This is a genomic window from Rhodococcus sp. R1101 (assembly GCF_000278445.1).
Lineage (GTDB): Bacteria > Actinomycetota > Actinomycetes > Mycobacteriales > Mycobacteriaceae > Rhodococcus > Rhodococcus gordoniae.
Genome location: NZ_AJVB01000045.1, coordinates 1 through 16,014, shown reverse-complemented (window position 1 = coordinate 16,014; position 16,014 = coordinate 1). Strand labels below are relative to the sequence as shown.

Below are 16,014 nucleotides of genomic sequence, written 5' to 3'. Positions count from 1 at the left end.
TCATCGCGCTCACCTCGCTCGACCTGCTGCTCGCCCGCACGCTGCTCGACCCCGATTCCGCCGGCCTGTACGCCCTGGGAGCGGTCGCGACGAAGGTCGCCTTCTGGCTGCCGCAGGCGGTCGGGGTGGTGCTCTATCCGCGGATGGCGAACCCCGCGCAGTCGGCGGCCGCGGTGCGCTCGGCCCTCACGGTCCTCGTCGCGATCGGCGCGGTGCTCGTCGCCGGGGCCGCGATCTGCGGGCCGCTCGTCCCGATGCTCGTCGGCGACGCCTACGGCCCTGTGCAGTCGCTGCTGTGGCTGTTTGCGCTGCAGGGTGCCTGTCTCGCGGTGCTCCAGGGTGCGTTGCTGTCGGCGATCGCCGGGGAGCGCACCCATCTCGCGCTCGTCGCGTGGGCGGGTCTCGCCCTCGAAGCGGTGCTGATGTTCACGGTGGCATCGACCCTGCAGCAGTTCGTCGGCGTCGCCGTCGGTGTGGCCGCCGCGACGGCCGCGGTGGTCGCGGTACTCGCGGTGCGCGGTGCTGCAGCGACCGGGTCGTCCACGGACGACGCAGGGACCCCGTCGTCCACGGACGAAACCGCCCCCCACCGGGATCGGTGAGGGGCGGCTCGATTCGTCTACCGGACGATCACTCCTGTGTCGGAGGCTTGCGCAGATCGGTGCGCGGGATCTCCTGCGTCCGATCGGTCGTCCAATCGCGCTGTTGCGCGTTCGGATCGGTCTGGCGCGGGATGACCTCGGTGCGGTCGTCGGTGTGGTCGCGCTGCGCGCCCGCCGAATGCGCCGGGCCCACGGTGGTCGTGGCCGGGCCTGCCGGAGCGGGACCGCCGGTCGCGGTGGCCGGACGACGGTTGCCGCCGCCGCGCAGGCCGAGCACGAAGCCGACGATCAGCAGGATGACGCCGAGGATGCCGAGGATGATCGGCAGGGTGCGGCCGAACAGCGAGATGGTGTCCTGGCCGTCCTTGGCCTGGCCGATCTGGTACTCGATCGTCTCCTCGTTGAACGGGAGCGTCACGTCGAGGACCGTCACCTCGGGCTTGCCGGCCTCGCGGGCGTAGTACTGGTCCTGCTGCTCCTGGCCCTTGACGACGACGCCGGTGATCGGATCGACCCACAGGTCGCGGGTGTTGTTGTACCAGCGGGTCATCGTGATCGGCTCGTCGCCCTCACCGACACCCCAGGTGGAGGCGGGCAGGCTGAGCTTGTAGGTCGGCGATTCACGGTCGGCCTTCGACAGGTCGATCGGGCCGATCTCCTGACTGAAGTGGTAGACCTTCATGCCGTTGATCTCTTCCTCACCGACGAAGTCGAGGGGGAAGTTGTCGCGTGCATTGATGTCGTAGTACGGGTACGACTCCTGCTTGACGTCGAACGGGAACTTGTACTGCAGTCCCGCACGATTGTCGATCTCCACGGGCGGCTTGTCCGCGCTGGTCTGGATCGTGCTCACACGATCCTGGAAGTCCTCCTCCGAAATGGGCATGGAGGTCTTCCGGTCGATCGTGACACGGTCGACGACAGCCGAGACGAGGCCCGTGTCGCCCTGCATGTCGAGTCGTCGCACGGTCTGGCCGGCTTGCAACGTCATGACCTCGGCGTCCGAGGGATCCTCGACGGTGACGAAGCGCTGCGCGACGATCGGCACGTCGCGATCGACCTGCGCGTTACCGGCGAGCAGCTGGCGGGAGTTGAGGATGTCGCCCGTGCCCTCGGCGACCGTGGTCACCTCGAGATCGAGCGGTGTCGTCCTCAATTTCCCGAGCGTGTACGTCGGCACGAGAATCGCGATCACCAGGAGGAAGGCCCCCAGGCCCACCAGAATCATTGCCAGTATCCGGCCGGAGCTCGAACGCTCAGCCATGCTTTCTCCTCACTCAACGGTCGTCATCGAGTACCCCCACCGGCAGCAGCAGGGCTGCACGGATCGCCTGGCATCCGGCCCGCGAACACCACGTGAGCTCAGACACTAACAGCCCGGTATGGCAATATGCGCGCCCGCTCGCCGCCGGGACGCACAGACAGTCGATCTTCGTCGCTTGCCGGGATCGTCCCGTTCCATGTGATCCTGCTCTGTCCGACTCCGCCCCGGCACGGCACACTGATGCCCGATGACCATCACCACCGACCGGAACCGCAGCGTGAGCGGATTTCTTCCGGCACTCGAAGGGATGCGCGGGTTCGCCGCAGTGGGCGTGTTGATCACGCATGTCGCGTTCCAGACCGGCGCAGTGCACGACCCGCTGATCGGGCGGGTCTGGGCACGTTTCGACCTCGCAGTCGCCCTGTTCTTCGCCCTGTCCGGCTTCCTGCTGTGGCGTCCGCATGCCGCGGCGGCCCGCGGGCTCGGGCCGACCCCCTCGGCCACTCGCTACTTCCTCTCCCGCGCGACCCGCATCCTCCCCGCCTACTGGACCGTCGTGATCCTGGTGCTGTGGCTGCTGCCCGGCGCGGGCGGCGGCATCACGGTGTGGTGGTCGAATCTCGCGCTCGCGCAAGTGTTCGTCCCACTCACCCTCACCGAGGGCCTCACCCAGATGTGGAGTCTGTCGGTGGAGGTGGCCTTCTATCTGGTTCTGCCCCTGCTGGCCGTGGCGGTGAGCGGACTGCGCGGGGACGCCGCCCGCTACCGTGTCCCGTTGCTGCTCGCGGTGAGCGGACTGTCGCTGTTGTGGGCGTGGGTGCCGGTCGGCACTCCCGATCACATCAACCACACCAACTGGCTGCCGGGCTTCCTGCCCTGGTTCGCGGCGGGCATGATCCTCGCCGAGCTCGTCTCCGGACCCGAGACGTGGATGCACCGGCTCGCGGCGCGGCGCGCGGCGATGGGATTGCTCGCCGTCGCCGCCTTCGCGGCTGCGGCCACCCCGCTGGCAGGACCGGAGACGCTGACCGATCTCGCACCGGCCGAGTACCTCGCCAAGATCGCCCTGGGGGCGATCATGAGCTTCGCGCTGCTCGCCCCGCTGACCCTCGCGCCGCGCCGGCATCACCGCGTCCTGGCGAGCCCGGCCGCGCTGGCGGTCGGCCGCTGGTCGTACGGCGTGTTCATCTGGCACCTCGCGGTGCTGTCGATCGTCTTCCCCGTGTTCGGGATCCCGGCCTTCGCGGGCCACTTCTGGTTCGTGCTGACGGTGACGATCGTGCTGAGCCTGGCTGTCGCCTCCGTCAGCTACGCGCTCGTCGAGGAGCCGGTGCGGGCCGCCTTCCACCGCTGGGACAGGGCCCGGCGCGGCACCGCTGCCAGACCGACCGCGACCACACCGACGAGCGCCGCGAACTGAATCAGGAACGAGTGCCCGACGTATCCGTCGGGTGAGCGCCACGGTCCGGTGGACAACAGCGCCATCGCCAGCATCGTCGCGCCGCCGGCGGTGCCCACGAGCACGCGCGACACGAGAGTGGGGCCGCGGCGCAGCGCGAGCGCACCGATCCCCACCGCGCCCACGGCCGCGACGACGGCACCGACCCATCCCGCAAGGAGCGTCGCGGCGGCCAGCACACCGGCCAGCGCGACGGTCGACGAACCCCAGGTGCGCGGCATCGGGCCCGGGTCCTCGGTGCGCCGACGGGGCCACAGTGCCGCCGCGAACAGCGGGAGGAGCAACAGCAGTCCGCCGAAGATCCCGAGGCGGTACCAGCGGTCGGTCGCGAACTCGAGGGTCAGCACCTGTTCCGGTCCGGCCGGCACGATCCAGCCCTGTTGCCAGCCGTCCACGACGACCGGCGTGGCCACGGTGCCGTCCGGGGTGCGCGCCACCCAGCCGACATTGGTGCTCTCGGGCACCACCACGAGCCGATCCTCGTCGCCTTCGGGAACCGTCACCTCACGCAGGTTCTCCGTCCAGCGACCCTTCTGCAGTTCGGTCGGCTCCGCAACGGGCGCGTCGGAACCGGGGACGGTGAGCCGCAGGCTCGAGACGACGAAGGCCGCACCGGGGTCGACGTCGATGTCGGCGCGGCCGGGGTTCATGCCGACGACGTCGGTGTCGCACAGCGTCGCGGGAACCTCGAGGCCCGCGGCGAGGTCGGCGACGCTCGCGGTGACGGACGTGCGGTAGCTCCGGCCCTCGATGTCGACGACGGGTCCGCTCTCGCAATCGACGGTCACCGTCTCGTCGTAGACGGACTGCTGCGCCCCGATCGGCCCGTCGTCACCGAGCACCGACACCTCCGCGAGCCCGGGCGGGGTGAGCTTCGAGAAGCCCAGCACGGTGCGATCGAGGGTGTCGCGCCAACGCACCACCGTCAGCTCGACCCGGTCCGTGACGTGCGGGGTCAGGTCGACGACCGTGTCGTCGTCGCCGAGTTCGCGCACCTGCGGGCCGTTGCCGAGATTCACCGCGACCGTCGACGGTGCGACCGGCAGAGCTCCCAGGGCCGACCTGATGTCCAGCCCGGTCACGCGGTGCTCGCCGGGCAGTTCCAGGGTGAGCGACGGCCGCGGGGCACCCCGTTCGAGCGAGCTCTCCTCGGCGGTCCACGACGTCCGCGGGTCGCCGTCGGTGAGCGCGAAGGCCGACCCCTGCAGGTCGACGACGTCGGCATCCCCGCGCGCGACGACCCGATCGGACCGGTCCACGAGCTCCTCGAGCGCCGGACCGGGGCGCGCACGCAGGAACAGCTCCGGACGCACCCACGTCTCCTGCGGCACGGTCGGGCTGCGCGTGAACGTGCCGGGTTCCTCCGCGGAGGTGGCGAGCCCCCGCGCGCAGCGCACGCGGTCGCCGGTGTCGACGCAGCTGCCGCGGCCGGGGAACTCCTGGCCGAGCTGCCATCCGCGCACCGAGGCGTCCTCGGCCGGGCCCGGCACCACGATGCGGCGACGGATGTCGATCGGGCGCGGTTCGTTCCGGTCGGTGAAATCCTCGACGACCACCTCGGTGAGACCGAACTGGTTGCCGACCGTGCCGCGTTCGGTGTGCACGGACGTGATGCGGATCCACGACGTCGTCCCCAGCGGGAGCGCCACGGTCTGCTCGCGTCCCGGCTCACCGACGCGCACCGCCGTGCTGCCCCGGTCGGTGGACACCTCGAGCCACTCGACGGGATCGCCGAGGGCTCCGGAGCTCGTCGTCAGATGCAGCAGACCCGCGTCGATCGGCCGGTCGAGGTCGAGCTGCAGCCACTGGCCGATCGCCGATTCGAGACCGTTGCTGTGCCAGCCGGTCGTGGGGTCGCCGTCGACCACCGCAGCGGGGCCGCTGGCCACCGAGGTGCCGCCGAGCTGGGTGGCGTCCGACGCCGCGCTCGACACGCTGATGCGGGCGCCTTCCCATTCGGCCCGGACGAGCTCGGTGCCGGGCACCGGATAGTCGGGAACGGCGTTGTGGGTGCGGCGCGGGTCGTCGGCCGCCCGGATCGTCGACGAATGGTGATCGACCTGCCCGTAGTCCGTCTCGCGGTCCGTCGGGGTGTCGGTGATCGTCACCCCGTCGACGGGAAGACCGGCGCGGACCGCGTCGGCGGCGAGGAGCGTGGGCCCGACGAAATCGGGGTGCGCGGTGTTGCGGCGCAGCAGCGCCTCGGGGCCACCCTGCACGACCGGCACGTCCGCGACGTCCACGGCGTAGGGACCGAAGGGCGCCCCGGCGGGCTCGGCGACCCGGTAGATCTCCACTGCCGGGTAGACCGGTCGCAGGTCGGCGTCGGTGACGAAGTCGTCGGGGTTGTCGAACACGATGTCGTCGCCGAACGCGGCGACCTTCTCGATGCCCGGCGAGCCGTCGAGCGCCCGGTGCACGAGTGCCGGTCGTGCGGCGGGGGAGGTGTCGGGATCGAGGTCGTTGCGCACCACCAGGAAGCCGATGCCCTGGCCGCGCAGGGTCGCGGCGAGGCCGTCGGACGGACGACCGTCGGCGATGTCGCGCTGCACGGCGTCGAGTGCCCGGATCGCTCCGGGGGGCACGAGCGGGACGGCGTCGCGGACGGCCCACGGCGTCGACGCGAGGGCCTGGAGCGGTTCGTCGCGGGTGAGGCCCCACAGTTGGCTGCCGAACGGCGCGCCGGGAACGATGAGGGCGCGTTCGCCGCGGTCGGTCGTGTTCTCCTCGAGCCACGCCGCCGTGGCATGCCAGTATCCGGGGACCTCGTCGTACGCACCGCGCGGCGCGAGCCGGCCGGTCCACGCGAGCGACGTCGCGAGCGTCGTCGCGACGAGGATCAGCGTCGTCACCGCGACCATCGGATTGCGTTCGGGATGCGCGAAGGCGTTCCGGGCGCGAGACCACGGCACCGACCCCGGCAGGGGCACCGCGCGCAGCAGGTGCGCGAGCCCGAGCACCACCGGCAGCCGCACGAGGGGTTCGAGTTTGTGCACGTTGCGCAACGGCGCGCCGGTGCTGTCGAGGAACGACCGGACCTGCTCGGCGAACAGCGAGTCGAGCTGACCGACGTAGCCGACGCCCATACCGACGAGACCCACCGCGAGGATCAGGGTGAGGCGACCGCGCGCGGGCATCGAGCGCATCGCGAGACCCGCGAGCCCGGCCGCGGCCAGGGCGCCGGTGACGAGGACGGCGGCGGGCTGCGTGACGAGGACGGCACCCGCGATGCGTTCGGGGGAGACGAACGGTGTCCAGCTGCTGGTGCCGCGCAGCACCTCGGCGAGCGACGTCCACTCGGTGGTGACCCCGGACGATTCGATGAAGTCGAGGAAGGGCGGGCTGACGCGGCCGAGCAGCAACAGCGGCACCATCCACCACGTCACCGCGACGACGCACAGCGGCAGCCACCACAGGGTGAAGCGCCACCAGCGCCGGTTCGGGCGGTGCGCGGCCCACCACAGGCCCGCGACGAGACACGCCGCGGCGGTCGCGACGGCGTTGATCGCGCCCATGAGGGCGACGGCCACCGCGGACTGCGCGGCGAGCCGGCGGGCCGAGCCGGGATTCGGCGTGTTCAGGTAGCGCACCAGCGGCAGCAGCACCCACGGCGCCACCATCATCGGATGTGCTTCCGACGAGATGGAACCGAGCGTGGTGAGGACGCGGGGGGACAGCACGAACACCGTCGCCGCGATCAGGCGGGAGCTACGGCTCCCGATGCCGAGCGCTTCGGCGAGGCGGACGAGACCCCAGAATCCGCCGACGAGCAGCAGCACCCACCACACCCGCTGGGTGATCCACGGAGGGATGTGCAGCAGTTGTCCCGCGGCGAAGAACGTGCCATGCGGGAAGAAATAGCCGTACGCCTGGTTCTGCACCTGCCCGAGCGGCGCCACGCTGCTCCACTGGTGAGCGGCGCGCGTGAGGAAGCCGATCGGGTTCTGCGTCAGGTCGTACTTGGTGTCGGCGACGACCAGGCCGGGAACCTGGGCGAAGGACAGGACCACCGCCACTGCGGTGACTGCGTACAGCCACCGCCGGGACAGCGGTTCGGCGGACGGGAGCTCCGTCTCGTCTCGGTACGTGCGTGAACTCGAAGCGTTGCCGGCGCCGTCAGCGGCTGCCGTACTCAACCTGGTTCAGGAGGGACGAATCGGCGTTGCCACTGCGATCGATCTGAGGGCGCGAATTCTCCTGTACAGCGGCCGTCACGCCGAAGACCGCCACGACGCCGAGTACGGCACCGACGACCACGCTACCCAGGCCCGGTCCCAGGAACTTCCCCATTCCGTCTCCCCATCTCCAGTGACGCAGGCAGTCATCGCCGGACGCCACGCTGTCTATCGGTCCGCGCCAAACTATCACCCCGCACGGCGTTCGCGGACGGTGCGAGCCTCCGAGGTGATCTTCACGCTCGGCGGGGCGGTCTACACGCCCAGCGCACCGAGCAGCGTACGCAGTTTCGCGGTGGTCTCGTCGAGTTCGGCGAGAGGGTCGGAATCGGCGACGATGCCGCCTCCGGCCCAGGCCACGGCACGCCGGCCGTCGGAGCTCAGCTCCGCGCACCGGATGGCGACGAACCAGTCGCCGTCGCCCTGCTCGTCGCACCAGCCCACCGCGCCGCCGTAGAAGCGACGGTCGCCCTCGACCCCGGAGATCACGTCCAGCGCGGCCTCGGTGGGGGTGCCCGCCACGGCCGGGGTCGGATGCAGCACGTGGGCGAGGGTGAGCGCGTCGGTTCCGGGGTCGCGGAGGGTGCCCGTGATCGGGGTGGCGAGATGCCAGACATCGGGTGTCGCGGTGAGTTCGGGCTTGTCGGGGATGTCGAGGTCGCTGCACAACGGCGCCAGCCGTTCGCGGATCCGGTCGACGACGTAACCGTGCTCCGCGAGGTTCTTGCTCGACATCAGCAGTTCCTCACCGGCACGACGGTCCTCGTCCGGGTCGGCCCGGCGCGCGGCGGTGCCGGCGAGCGGACGGCACGTGACGGTCTCACCGCGGCGGCTCACGAGCAGTTCGGGGGTCGCGCCGACCAGTGTGTGCCCCCAATAGCGTTCACCCGCCGCACTCAGGTCCAGTGCGTAGGTCGTCGCATCGGGATGACGTTCGATCATGCGCGCGGCGAGAGCGAGCGGGTCGAGAGGTTCGTCCGCCTCGAGCGCGACCCGCCGGGCGGCGACCACCTTCTCCAATTCTCCGAGCGACAACCGCTCCACGAGCCGGCGCACCCGCTCGACGTGCACCCGGGGCAGGGGGAGTTCGGCGGACACCCGCACCGGAGGCAGTTCCGGCAGGTCGGGTGGGGCCTGCCACGGACCCTCGGTGATCTCCACGTCCTCGGGCTGCGCGAGGGCCACCGGACGGTGCGGCGAGAACGGCAGTGCACCGACGACGAGGGTCGCCTTGCCGCTCCGGAGTGCGCGCGTGGCGGAGTGGACGTCGTCGAAGAACCGGCGGGTGCCGGTGGCGTGCACCGAGCGTTCGGCGCGCGAGAGCAGGAATCCGTCCATGGTGGATCGACAATATCCCTGCCTGCACCCGGCGCCGGTGACCCGGTGCGGGGCGTCAGCGCCCCGGCGGCACGATCAGGACCGGCCGGTGACTGTGCCGGAGCACGTGGTCGGCCACCGACGATTGCAGCAGCGAACGCAGGCCGGTGGTGCCGCGGGTGCCGGTGACGATGATGTCGACGTCCAGTTCGTCGGCGGTCTCGATGATCGCCGACCACACCGCGTTGACGACCTCGACGGTGCGGCCCTCGGCGTGCAGACCCGCCGAGCGGGCCAACTCGAGACCCTCGTCGTTGGTCATGCGCGCGTCGGACAGTGCCACGTCCTCGCTGTCCTCGTCGGGCACCCAGTCGGGCTGCATGACACCGGACAGGCCCGACATGCGGGCGGCCTGCCGGACCATCGGTTCCCAGGCGGTGACGACGACGGCGCGGCAGGATTCGAGGAAGCGGCCCGCATACTGCACGGCACGCTTCGAGTTCTCGGAACCGTCGTAGGCGATGAGGATCAGATCTGCGCCCACCGCGTACCCCCTGGATCGGATTCGGATGTTCGGGTGCACCTTAACCTGCCGGGACGTCCGTGGGGGAGGTTCGAGCTGTGGGTCCTCGAGGTTCGTCCGCTACCGTCGGCACCATGCGGATCCGTCACACTGTCGTCGCCGTGCTCGCGGTCGCCCTCACCACTGCGGGATGCGGTTCGTCCGACTCGGGCGACGAGCCGGTCGAGGCGACGTCGAGCTCGGCGACGGCCTCGTCCACGACTACCGCGACCACCACCACCGAGGCGACCGCGGCCGCGACGTCGGCGACCTGCGGCGACGAGCTGCTCGCCCGGCTGACCCTGCGGCAGAAGCTCGCCCAGCTGCTCAACGTCGGGGTCACCGGTGCGGCCGACGCGCAGGCGATCGTCGAGTCCGAGCAGATCGGCGGCATCTTCATCGGCAGCTGGACCGACGCGTCGATGCTCTCCGAGCGTCTCGTGCCGCAGGTGGCCGCGCAGAGTGCGTTGCCGCTCATGGTCACGATCGACGAGGAGGGTGGCCGCGTGTCGCGCGTGGGCGCGCTGTTCGGTCCCGATCCGTCCGCGCGGGAGACGGCGCAGACGATGACGGTCGACGAGACCTACCGGATGGCATTCGAACGCGGACAGGAACTGAAGTCGCTGGGTATCACGGTCGACTTCGCGCCGGACGTCGACGTGAGCAGTCAGCCCGACGACTCCGTCATCGGCGACCGGTCGTTCTCCGACGATCCCGAGATCGTCACGCAGTACGCCGGCGCCTACGCGCGGGGACTGCTCGACGCCGGAATCATGCCGGTGCTCAAGCACTTTCCGGGTCACGGCTCCGCCTCCGGGGATTCGCACACCGGTGCGGTGACCACCCCGCCGATCGAGCAGCTCCAGCAGAGCGACCTCGTGCCGTACCGCAGCCTGGTCTCGCCCGAGGTGGGCGTCATGCTCGGGCACCTCGCCGTGCCGGGGCTGACCGACGGGCTGCCCGCGAGCATCAGCCCGGCCGCGGTGGACCTGCTCCGCTCGGGTGCTTACGGCGGCCCCGCCTTCGGCGGCGTGATCTTCACCGACGACCTGTCGGGAATGCGTGCGATCACCGACACCTACGACATCACCGAGGCCGTCGAGGCCGCGATGGTGGCGGGTGTGAACCAGGCGCTGTGGCTGACCACCGCCGAGGTGCCCGCCGTGCTCGACCACCTCGAGCAGGTCGTGGCGGACGGCACCCTCTCGCCCGAATGGGTCGACGAATCGGTGCGGACGGTGACACGCGCGAAAGGCGCTCTGGACTGCTGAAACAGTCGGGTTGCTTCGGCGGCAGGCTTCCTACCGTAGAGTCAGAACTTCATTCGAGGAGTCCGGGAGGAGTCATGGCGGGCGGAACCAAGCGGCTGCCGCGTGCGGTGCGCGAGCAACAGATGCTGGACGCCGCCGTCGAGGTGTTCTCCGAACACGGTTTCCACAACACGTCCATGGACGCGATCGCAGGACGGGCATCGATCTCCAAGCCGATGCTCTATCTGTACTACGGGTCGAAGGACGAGTTGTTCGCGGCGTGCATCGCCCGCGAGGGGCAGCGGTTCGTCGAGGCATTGACCCCGGCGGGCGATCCGACGCTCGCGCCGCGCGAACAACTGCGGGTCGCGCTCGAGTCGTTCCTCGGCTTCGTCGACGAGCACCGGCCGTCGTGGATGGTTCTGTACCGCCAGGCGCTGTCGCAGCAGGCCTTCGCGCCCCAGGTGCAGGGCAGTCGCGACCGGCTGATCGAACTCACCGCGCACCTGCTCGAATCGAGCACGCGCGATCCGGAACCCGGCACGAACTACACGATCATGGCCGTCGCGCTCGTCGGGGCCGGTGAGGCGGTCGCCGATCGCATCGCCGGCGGTGAGATCGACGTGCAGCAGGCCGCGGATCTGCTCGAGAATCTCGCCTGGCGCGGACTCGCGGGCCGCAAGCGTTCCGACCGGTTGCACTGATCTTTCCGGGCGAAATACGTTCGGGTACTCGAGGATTCGGGCAGGACGGAACGCCCCCATCGCGTCCCGCCCCACCCGAAATCTCGGTGCTTCCCCGTCCTACCGCACGGTGGCGGTCAGATGCGGGTAGTGCTTCTTCGGATGCCGCAGCGCGAGATCCCATCCGCCCGCGGCGTGCTGCGCGTACAGGCTCAGTGACGACGGCAGCAGGACGGGCTTACCGAATCGCACGGTGTAGGTGACCTTCTCGGGGATGCGTCCCTCGACGGCCGACAGGGCCGCCGCGGCACTCCACATGCCGTGGGCGATGGACGTGGGAAATCCGAATACCTTGGCGCCCAACGTCGAGACGTGGATCGGGTTGCGGTCGCCGGAAACCGCCGCGTAGCGGTCGATGATCTTCTGATCGACCCGCAGCGTGGAGGTGGGGACCGGTGGGATCTCCTCCTCCTTCGGCTCCGGCTTGGGCTGACCCGACAGCGACGTGCGCTGCTGGTGCAGGAAGGTCGACGTCTGCCGCCATACGAGTTCGCGCCCGACGTTCACCTCGCTGACGAGATCGGCCAGCAGGCCCTTGCGGTGTTCGCGCATGTTCTCCGCGTGCACCGCGATGTCGAGCGGTTCGGTGACCGAGACCGGCCGGAACTGTTCGATCACGTTCTCGGCGTGGACGGAACCGACGGCCGCGAACGGGAAGCCCTTGGACACCATCAGTTTCATCACGAGCGGGAACGTGAGGACGAACGGATAGGTCACCGGCAGCGTGTCGCCGAAACGCAGCCCGCACACCTTGGTGTACTCGGCGAGATTGTCGGGATCGACCTTCAGCGAGCGCAGTACCAGGACGTCGTCGGGCAGGCTGTCGCCCGACGCACCCACCACGGGCAGTGCTCCGAGCACGGCCCGGCTGTAGATGTCGAAGGTCGACGGCAGCGAGGACAGTTCGATCCGTGCCATCTAGGCCCCCAGCATGGACTGGCCGCACACGCGTACGACCTGCCCGGTCACGGCGCTCGACGCCGGGTTCGCGAACCACGCGACGGTCTCGGCGACGTCGACGGTCTCGCCGCCCTGCTGCAACGAGCTCATCAGGCGGCCGGCCTCGCGGGTGGCGACCGGGATGGCGGCCGTCATGGCGGTCTCGATGAAACCGGGGGCGACGGCGTTGACGGTGATCTTCTTGTCGGCGAGGACCTCGGAGGTGGCCTGGACGAGGCCGATGACACCGGCCTTGGACGCGCCGTAGTTGGTCTGGCCGCGGTTACCGGCGATACCCGCGATCGAGGACACGTCGATCACCCGGCCGCCTTCCTTCAGTGCACCCTTCTCGACGAGCACCTCGGTGATCTTCTGCGGGGCGATGAGGTTGACGGCCATCACGGCGTTCCAGCGGGCGGCGTCCATGTTCACCAGCAGCTTGTCGCGGGTGATGCCGGCGTTGTGGACGATGATGTCGGCGCCGCCGTGCCGCTCGAGCAGGTGCGCGGCGAGCTTGTCGCCGGCGTCGGGTGCGGTGACGTCGAGGGCGAAGGCGGTACCGCCGACCTTGTTGGCGGTCTGCGTCAAGGCGTCGCCGGCTGCCGGGACGTCGGCGACGACCACGGTCGCGCCGTCGCGGGCGAGCACCTCGGCGATCGTCGCGCCGATACCGCGGGCCGCGCCGGTGACGACGGCGACCTTGCCGGCGAGCGGACGCTCCCAGGACTCGGGGGCGGTGGCGTCGCCCTCGCCGATGCGGATCACCTGGGCGTCGACGAAGGCCGACTTCGCCGAGAGCAGGAAGCGCAGCGTCGACTCCACCCCGGACAGGCCGGTGGCCGCCCCGGGGGAGACGTAGACGAGCTGCGCGGTCGCGCCGCGACGCAGTTCCTTGCCGACGCTGCGCGTGAAGCCTTCGAGGGCGCGCTGGGCGACGCGCTCGTCGACCGATCCGGCTTCCTCGGGCGTGGTACCCAGCACGACGACGCGGCCGCTCGGGGCGACATTGCGCAGGGCGGGCTGGAAGAACGTGAAGAGCTGTTCGAGGCCCGCGGGATCGGTGATGCCGGTAGCGTCGAACACGAGAGCGCCGAACTTCGTGTCGGACGGCTCGGCGAACGTGTAGTCGCTCAGGAGGGTGCGGATCGGTTCGACCAGGCGGCCGTTGCCGCCGAGCAGCACAGGGCCGGGCAGCGCGGGCTCACCGGGCTGGTAGCGCCGGAGCTTCTCGGGCTGTGGCAGACCGAACTGCTTGGCGAGGAATGCTCCGGGTGCGGACGAGATGAGCTGGGCGTAGAGCTTGGGTGCGCCCTTGGCTTCGGCCACGATTCCACCTTCTTCGATTCGGTCGTCGGTGCAGTGTTCGACAGCAAGCGTGTTCGACAACAAACTTACCCGTGAGTAAGAATAGTAGCCAGAATTCGAATCCGTCCGAAACCGGGAGACACCAGTGACCACAAAAGCCCGTTCCACGCAGCAGCGCCGTGTCGCCGTTCTCGGAGGCAACCGGATCCCGTTCGCCCGGTCCGACCGCAAGTACGCTCGCGCGTCCAACCAGGACATGTTCACCGCCACCCTCGACGGTCTCGTCGGCCGCTTCAACCTGCAGGGTGAGCGTCTCGGCGCCGTCGTCGGCGGTGCGGTCCTCAAGCACGCCCGCGACTTCAACCTCGTCCGCGAGAGCGTGCTCGGCAGCGCGCTGAGCCCCTACACCCCGGCCTGGGATCTGCAGCAGGCCTGCGGCACCGGCCTGCAGTCGATCATCGCGGTCGGCGACGCCATCGCCGCCGGACGGATCGAGGCGGGTATCGGCGGTGGCGTCGACACCACCTCCGACGCCCCGATCGCCGTGAACAACCAGCTGCGTGAGTTCCTGCTGTCCCTGAACCGGGCTCGCTCCACGGCCGACCGGGTCAAGCTGCTCGGCAACGTCCGCCCGTCGATGCTCGGCATCGAGATCCCGCGCAACGGCGAGCCGCGCACCGGCCTGTCGATGGGGGAGCACGCCGCGATCACCGCGAAGGAGTTCGGCATCGCCCGCGAGGCACAGGACGAACTGGCCGTCGCGAGCCACCGCAACATGGCTGCCGCCTACGACCGCGGCTTCTTCGACGACCTCGTCACCCCGTTCCTCGGGCTCACCCGCGACGACAACCTGCGTCCCGATTCGTCGGTGGAGAAGCTGTCGACGCTGAAGCCGGTCTTCGGCAACAAGCTCGGCGACGCCACCATGACCGCCGGCAATTCGACGCCGCTCACCGATGGCGCGTCGGCCGCGCTGCTGTCGAGCGAGGAGTGGGCCGCCGAGCGCAAGCTGCCGGTGCTCGCCTACCTCGTGGACTCCGAGACCGCCGCGGTCGACTACATCCACGGCGGCGACGGTCTGCTCATGGCTCCCACCTACGCCATCCCGCGTCTACTGCAGCGCAACGGCCTGACCCTGCAGGACTTCGACTTCTACGAGATCCACGAGGCGTTCGCCTCCGTGGTGCTCGCCACCCTGCAGGCGTTCGAGTCGGAGGAGTACTGCAAGGGCAAGCTGGGCCTCGACGCACCGCTGGGATCGATCGACCGCAGCAAGCTCAACGTCAACGGCTCGTCGCTGGCGGCCGGCCACCCGTTCGCCGCGACCGGCGGCCGCATCGTCGCCTCGCTGGCGAAGATGCTGCACGAGAAGAAGCAGGAGACCGGGAAGCCCGTCCGCGGCCTGATCTCCATCTGCGCCGCAGGCGGACAGGGTGTGACGGCAATTCTGGAGGCCTGATCGACACCTCGGAGATCGTTGAGCAAAAAAGTTCCGTTCGGTGTGTAACGCTCTGCGACGGACAGCGATAGACCCAGCGACCCCGCGCTGCTGCCTGACCCCCGACCTGGTAGCAACGCGGGGTCTTCGCATTCCGGACGCAGCTGTGCCGAACAGGCGCACTACCCTTGACAGCAGGTAGTTCGGCGCGCGGATTCGACGGCGCGCCCGACTTTGCGAAAGGATCTGGGTGAGCGGCAGCAACGGGACCGACGACTCCCATCACGAGCACGACGACGCACGAACCGAGAATCTCGGTCCGTCGTCGGAGTCCGCTCGTGAGGACGGGGGTGCGTCGGCCCCTACCGAGCGTTTCGAAGCGGTCGATCCTCACCGGCAGGTGGCCGAGCCGACGGCGAGTGATGGCACGGAGCCGACGGCGAGCGATGTTCCGGAGCCGACGGCGAGCGATGTTCCGGAGCCGAAGGCGAGCAGTGTTCCGGAGCCGAAGGCGAGTGATGTTCCGGAACCGACGGCAGAAGCTGAGGCCCAGCAACAAGCTTCCGGCGACTCCCGGAGCGAGAACGAGAATGCGGATCAGGCCCGCACCGACGTTGCAGACGGACCCGCGACCGAGAACGTCCCTCCTTCGGAGGCGCCCACCGCGGTCATTCCCGTCGTCGCGCCCGCGAACCGGGCACCGGGTGACGGATCGTCCGCCGCCACCGAGCGCGTCCACCGCTCGCCGGCGGAGCAGAGCCAGGGACAAGGACACCCCCCGCAGGGCGATCAGCCGACCCGGCAGATGCAGGCGGGACCGCCGCCACAGGGTCCGCCTCCCGTCACTCCTCCGCCCACGGGTGGTCCGGGAGGGTCCGGGGACGGGGACGAGCCGAGCAAGCGGGGGTCGAATCTGCCTCGGCGGACGATCGCACTGGTCGTCGGCGGGGTCGTCGCGCT

The 16,014-nt window shown here is 70.0% G+C and carries 11 protein-coding genes and 2 pseudogenes; 6 read left to right on the top strand and 7 right to left on the bottom strand.

The window, feature by feature from the left end; translation table 11 throughout:
- A pseudogene (locus tag R1101_RS25945) lies at positions 1-602 on the top strand (polysaccharide biosynthesis protein); the annotation flags it as partial.
- A 28-nt stretch (positions 603-630) separates the two neighbouring features.
- Here the strand turns inward: R1101_RS25945 and R1101_RS0105845 are convergent.
- Positions 631-1,866, bottom strand: a complete 1,236-nt coding sequence (locus R1101_RS0105845; protein WP_026002930.1) for a DUF3068 domain-containing protein — start codon at positions 1,864-1,866, stop codon at positions 631-633.
- A gap of 247 nt (positions 1,867-2,113) precedes the next feature.
- Between R1101_RS0105845 and R1101_RS29400 the strand changes: the two genes are divergently transcribed.
- Positions 2,114-3,286, top strand: coding sequence for an acyltransferase family protein (locus R1101_RS29400; protein ID WP_081494031.1), 1,173 nt, complete (start codon positions 2,114-2,116; stop codon positions 3,284-3,286).
- On the opposite strand, the gene R1101_RS0105835 is transcribed toward R1101_RS29400, so the two are convergent.
- The 4 genes from R1101_RS0105835 to R1101_RS0105820 form a co-directional block, all read right to left on the bottom strand.
- Positions 3,175-7,461: an alpha-(1->3)-arabinofuranosyltransferase gene (locus R1101_RS0105835; protein WP_016932529.1), complete on the bottom strand. Its 4,287-nt coding sequence runs from the start codon at positions 7,459-7,461 to the stop codon at positions 3,175-3,177. The two genes, R1101_RS29400 and R1101_RS0105835, sit on opposite strands and share 112 nt — an antisense overlap.
- Positions 7,442-7,615 (bottom strand): DUF2613 domain-containing protein, encoded by a 174-nt coding sequence (locus R1101_RS29395; protein ID WP_016932528.1) that lies wholly within the window; start codon positions 7,613-7,615, stop codon positions 7,442-7,444. The genes R1101_RS0105835 and R1101_RS29395 overlap by 20 nt, the downstream gene beginning before the upstream one ends.
- Before the next feature lie 140 nt (positions 7,616-7,755).
- A complete protein-coding gene (locus R1101_RS0105825; RefSeq protein WP_016932527.1) occupies positions 7,756-8,838 on the bottom strand; it encodes an isochorismate synthase in 1,083 nt (360 codons plus the stop codon).
- A 55-nt stretch (positions 8,839-8,893) separates the two neighbouring features.
- Complete coding sequence (locus R1101_RS0105820) at positions 8,894-9,361, bottom strand: universal stress protein (protein WP_016932526.1); 468 nt, start codon at positions 9,359-9,361, stop codon at positions 8,894-8,896.
- A 113-nt stretch (positions 9,362-9,474) separates the two neighbouring features.
- Between R1101_RS0105820 and R1101_RS0105815 the strand changes: the two genes are divergently transcribed.
- Together R1101_RS0105815 and R1101_RS0105810 are read left to right on the top strand one after the other, a co-directional pair.
- The gene (locus tag R1101_RS0105815) at positions 9,475-10,650 is read left to right on the top strand and encodes a glycoside hydrolase family 3 N-terminal domain-containing protein (RefSeq protein ID WP_016932525.1); all 1,176 of its coding nucleotides are present in this window, start codon (positions 9,475-9,477) and stop codon (positions 10,648-10,650) included.
- 74 nt (positions 10,651-10,724) lie between these two features.
- Positions 10,725-11,333: a TetR/AcrR family transcriptional regulator gene (locus tag R1101_RS0105810; protein ID WP_016932524.1), complete on the top strand. Its 609-nt coding sequence runs from the start codon at positions 10,725-10,727 to the stop codon at positions 11,331-11,333.
- Between the two features lie 99 nt (positions 11,334-11,432).
- Here R1101_RS0105810 and R1101_RS0105805 read toward each other — a convergent pair whose 3' ends face one another.
- Both R1101_RS0105805 and R1101_RS0105800 read right to left on the bottom strand, forming a co-directional pair.
- Positions 11,433-12,290 carry a MaoC/PaaZ C-terminal domain-containing protein gene (locus R1101_RS0105805; protein WP_016932523.1) on the bottom strand — a complete coding sequence of 286 codons (858 nt, stop codon included), beginning with the start codon at positions 12,288-12,290 and terminating at the stop codon, positions 11,433-11,435.
- Positions 12,291-13,637: a 3-oxoacyl-ACP reductase gene (locus R1101_RS0105800; protein ID WP_026002928.1), complete on the bottom strand. Its 1,347-nt coding sequence runs from the start codon at positions 13,635-13,637 to the stop codon at positions 12,291-12,293. It abuts the gene before it with no gap.
- 124 nt (positions 13,638-13,761) lie between these two features.
- Here R1101_RS0105800 and R1101_RS0105795 point away from each other — a divergent pair, with 124 nt between their 5' ends.
- Positions 13,762-15,075, top strand: a complete 1,314-nt coding sequence (locus tag R1101_RS0105795) for an acetyl-CoA C-acetyltransferase (protein WP_016932521.1) — start codon at positions 13,762-13,764, stop codon at positions 15,073-15,075.
- Positions 15,076-15,304: 229 nt separating this feature from the next.
- A pseudogene (locus R1101_RS30855) lies at positions 15,305-16,014 on the top strand (VanW family protein); the annotation flags it as partial.